Genomic DNA, 3,751 nt, shown 5'->3' on the forward strand with positions numbered 1-3,751 from the left:
CTGACCGGTGGTCGCACCCGTCGACACCTCGGCCGGGGGCGGCAGAGCCGCCGCCCCCGGCCGAGGGCCGTCCCGCCGGTCGTGGGCGGCGTGGCTGGTGGTCGTGCCGTTCCTCGCCTACGTCGGCACGTTCCTGCTCTACCCGACGGCGCTCGTGCTCGCCGAGGCGTTCCAGGACGACGACGGCGCCTTCACCCTCGCCAACCTGACCACCCTCACCGAGGGCGTCTACCTCCAGGCGTTCCTGCGCAGCGTCCAGCTGTCCGCGCTCACCGCCCTGATCGGCGCCGCGCTCGGCGCCCTGCTGTCCTGGGCCGTGGCCTCGGGCAGGCCCGAGGGCGTCACGCGCAAGGTCGTGCTCGCCGCGTCCGGCGTCCTCGCCCAGTTCGGCGGCGTGCCGCTCGCGTTCGCGTTCCTCGCCACCGTGGGCTTCCAGGGCCTGGTCACCCGGTTCCTGGCCGACACCCTCGGCGTCGACCTGTTCGCGACCGGCGCGTGGTTGTTCGAGCTGCCCGGCCTCACCCTGGTCTACACGTTCTTCCAGATCCCGCTCATGGTCATCGTGTTCCTGCCCGCCGTCGACGGCCTGCGCCCGCAGTGGCGCGAGGCCACCGAGAGCCTGGGCGGCTCCGGCTGGACCTACTGGCGGCACGTGGGCGGCCCGATCCTGCTGCCCGCGTTCCTCGGCTCGGCGCTGCTGCTGTTCGCCAACGCGTTCTCCGCCTACGCCACCGCCGCCGCCCTGGTGTCCCAGGGCAGCCCGATCGTGCCGCTGCAGATCCGGGGCTTCCTCACCGGGGAAGTGCTGCTGGGGCAGGAGAACCTGGGCAAGGCGCTCGGCCTGGGCATGATCGTCGTGGTCGGCGTGGCCATGGGCCTGCACGCCCTGCTCCAGCGGAGGTTCGCCCGATGGCAGTGACGCGGGAAGCGGTGCCGCAGGAGCCCGCGAAGCCCAGGCGCCGCAAGGGAAGCGGCGGCGCGCTGCGCGCGGTCGTGCTCGTTGTCCTCGGCGCGTACTTCGCGCTGCCGCTGGTCGCCATGGCCGAGTTCTCCACCAGGGGCGCCAACGGCACGCGCAGCCTCCAGTCCTGGTCCGGCATCGTCACCGACCCGGACCTCGTCGAAGCGATCTGGGTGTCGGCGCAGCTGGCCCTGCTGTCCTCGCTGCTGGTGCTGGCGCTGCTCGTGCCCACCATGGCGTGGATCCGGCTGCGGCTGCCCGCGCTGCGCCGCGTGGTGGAGTTCCTGTGCCTGCTGCCGGTGGCGATCCCGGCGATCGTGCTGGTGGTCGGCATGGCCCCGCTGTACGCCTGGGTCGACTACTTCCTCGGCGACTCGCCGCTCACCCTCGCGCTCGCGTACGCGGTGCTGGTGCTGCCGTTCGCCCACCGCTCGCTCGACGCGGGCCTGTCCGCGATCGACCTCAAGACCCTGGCCGAGGCCGCCAGGGGACTGGGCGCCGGCTGGGGCACGGTGCTGCTGCGGATCGTCGTGCCGAACATCCGCACCGCGCTGATCAGCGCCGCGCTGCTGTCCGTCGCGCTGGTGCTGGGCGAGTTCACCATCGCCTCCCTGCTCAACTTCGACACCCTCCAGGTGCGGGTCAACCTGATCGGCAAGCGCGACGCGGGCGTGTCCATCGCGGTGTCGCTGCTGTGCCTGCTGTTCGCTTTCGCGCTGCTGCTCCTGCTGTCCTCGGCGGGCAGCGGGCGGCGCCGCGCCACCGCCGAGGAAGGCTGAGATGGGTCATCTGGAACTGAAGGGGCTGCGCAAGTCCTTCGGCGGGCACACCGCGCTCGACGGGCTCGACCTCGACCTCGCCGAGGGCGAGCTGATCAGCCTGCTGGGCCCCAGCGGCTGCGGCAAGACCACGGCGCTGCGCATCGTCGCGGGCTTCGAGACCGCCGACGCGGGCTCGGTGCTGGTCGAGGGGCGCGACATCACCGGCGTGCCCGCGAACCGGCGGGACATGGGCATGGTGTTCCAGGCCTACAGCCTGTTCCCGAACCTCACCGCCGCGCAGAACATCGAGTTCGGGCTCAAGCTGCGCAAGCAGCCCGACCGCAGGGCCCGCGCCGGGGAGCTGCTGGAGCTGGTGGGCCTCGCGCACCTGGGCGGTCGCTACCCGCACCAGCTGTCCGGCGGCCAGCAGCAGCGCGTGGCGCTGGCCCGCGCGCTGGCGATCCGGCCAGGGGTGCTGCTGCTGGACGAGCCGCTGTCGGCGCTGGACGCCAAGGTCAGGGTCGGGCTGCGCGAGGAGATCCGCCGCATCCAGACCGAGCTGGGCATCACGACCCTGTTCGTCACGCACGACCAGGAGGAGGCGCTGGCCGTCTCCGACCGGGTCGGCGTGATGTCCCACGGCAGGCTGGAGCAGCTGGACACCCCGTCGAAGGTGTACCGGGAACCGGCGTCGGCGTTCGTGGCGCAGTTCGTCGGCGTCACCAACACCGTGGCGGGCACGGTCGAGTCCGGCGGGGTCCGGCTGGGCGCGCACCTGCTGCCCGCGCCCGGCGCGCCGGGGGTGGCGTCCGGCGACGCGGTGTCGGTGATCGTGCGGCCCGAGGACGTCGAGGTGACCGCGCACCCCGCCGGTGGCGGCGCGGCCGGTGGCGACAATGCCGGCGCCCTGATCGGAACCGTTGTGGCGCAGAGCTTCCTGGGGCCGGTGACCCGGCTCTCGGTGCGCCTGGCCGGTGGGGAGCAGGTCGTGCGGGTGGACCACCCGTCGTCCCGCGCCACCGACTGCCCGGCGGGCGCCGAGGTGGGGCGGCGGGGCGCGCCGGACCGGGGGCTGGTCGGCCCGGCCTGATCGATCCCCCGCGGGACAACGGGAAGGGGCCACCGGATCACCGGTGGCCCCTTCCGCCTCAAGGGTTCTGGCCCTGGTTACCGGAACAGCTCCCGGTAGTGGCCCTGGGTCTGCACGTTCAGCTCGTCGGTGCGCACCAGCTTCGCGGTGAGCACGCGCGGGTCGCGGATGTCCAGCACGTCCAGGCCCTTGGCCATGTCCGAGCTGTACACGTACCCGTTGTAGTAGTACGCGGACCACGTGCCGCCGCCCGCGCCGTTGGGCAGCGGACCCCGCTCGAAGAACCCGATCTCACGCGGCCGGGTCGAGTCGGTGAAGTCCCACACCGACACGCCGCCCTGGTACCAGGACTGCACCATGATGTCGCGGCCCTGCACCGGGATCAGCGACCCGTTGTGCGCCACGCAGTTCTCGGTCTCGGTCTGGTGCCGGGGGATCTTGAAGTAGCTCTTGAACACCAGCTCCCGGTCGTCGCCGCGCCCGGTGATGTCGTAGATGCCGTCCGCGCCCCGGTTCGGGCCGATGGCCTCGGTGCAGGTCGCCGCGCCGCCGCCGCCGAGCTCGTCGGTGAAGACGACCTTCGTGCCGGTGTTGTTGAACGTCGCCGAGTGCCAGAACGCGAAGTTCACGTCGTCCTGCACGCGGCTGATCTCGCGCGGGTTCTCCCGGTCGGAGATGTCCCAGAGCACGCCGTCGCCCATGCACGCGCCCGCCGCCAGGTCCTTCGACGGGTAGACGGTGATGTCGTGGCAGCCCGAGGTCGCCGACACGTACCCGGTGGCCACCGAGCCGCTGCGGCCGGGGTTGCCGCCGTCCGGGAACAGCACGCGCTCGCCCAGCAGCGAGGCCGCCGTCGGGTTCTTCAGCGGCACCTTCACGATGGAGATCAGGTCGTGCGGCGGCTGGCAGTCCGGGAAGGCGGCGTTCGGGCTGTACGAG

General features: G+C 72.6%; 4 protein-coding genes. 3 read left to right on the forward strand and 1 reads right to left on the reverse strand.

Features of this window, described 5'->3' with window-relative positions; all coding sequences use genetic code 11:
• The first annotated feature begins 97 nt into the window (after positions 1-97).
• From ACTUAL_RS09895 to ACTUAL_RS09905, 3 genes are read left to right on the forward strand one after another with little or no spacing between them, the layout of a single operon-like run.
• Complete coding sequence (locus ACTUAL_RS09895; RefSeq protein ID WP_440900053.1) at positions 98-919, forward strand: ABC transporter permease; 822 nt, start codon at positions 98-100, stop codon at positions 917-919.
• Positions 910-1,740: an ABC transporter permease gene (locus ACTUAL_RS09900; protein ID WP_440900054.1), complete on the forward strand. Its 831-nt coding sequence runs from the start codon at positions 910-912 to the stop codon at positions 1,738-1,740. Before ACTUAL_RS09895 ends, ACTUAL_RS09900 begins: the two co-directional genes overlap by 10 nt.
• Position 1,741: 1 nt before the next feature.
• On the forward strand, positions 1,742-2,812 hold the full coding sequence (locus ACTUAL_RS09905; RefSeq protein WP_440900055.1) for an ABC transporter ATP-binding protein: 1,071 nt from the start codon (positions 1,742-1,744) through the stop codon (positions 2,810-2,812).
• Positions 2,813-2,889: 77 nt separating this feature from the next.
• Here the strand turns inward: ACTUAL_RS09905 and ACTUAL_RS09910 are convergent.
• Positions 2,890-3,751: LVIVD repeat-containing protein (locus tag ACTUAL_RS09910; RefSeq protein WP_440900056.1), on the reverse strand; the 862-nt coding region annotated here is incomplete at its 5' end.

The sequence above is a fragment of the Actinosynnema sp. genome (genome assembly GCF_052038725.1).

Excerpts from the sequence above, each read along its gene's own strand:
- ACTUAL_RS09900 (WP_440900054.1), top strand. The coding sequence starts at position 910 with ATGGCAGTGACGCGGGAAGCGGTGCCGCAGGAGCCCGCGAAGCCCAGG.
- ACTUAL_RS09905 (WP_440900055.1), top strand. The coding sequence starts at position 1,742 with ATGGGTCATCTGGAACTGAAGGGGCTGCGCAAGTCCTTCGGCGGGCAC.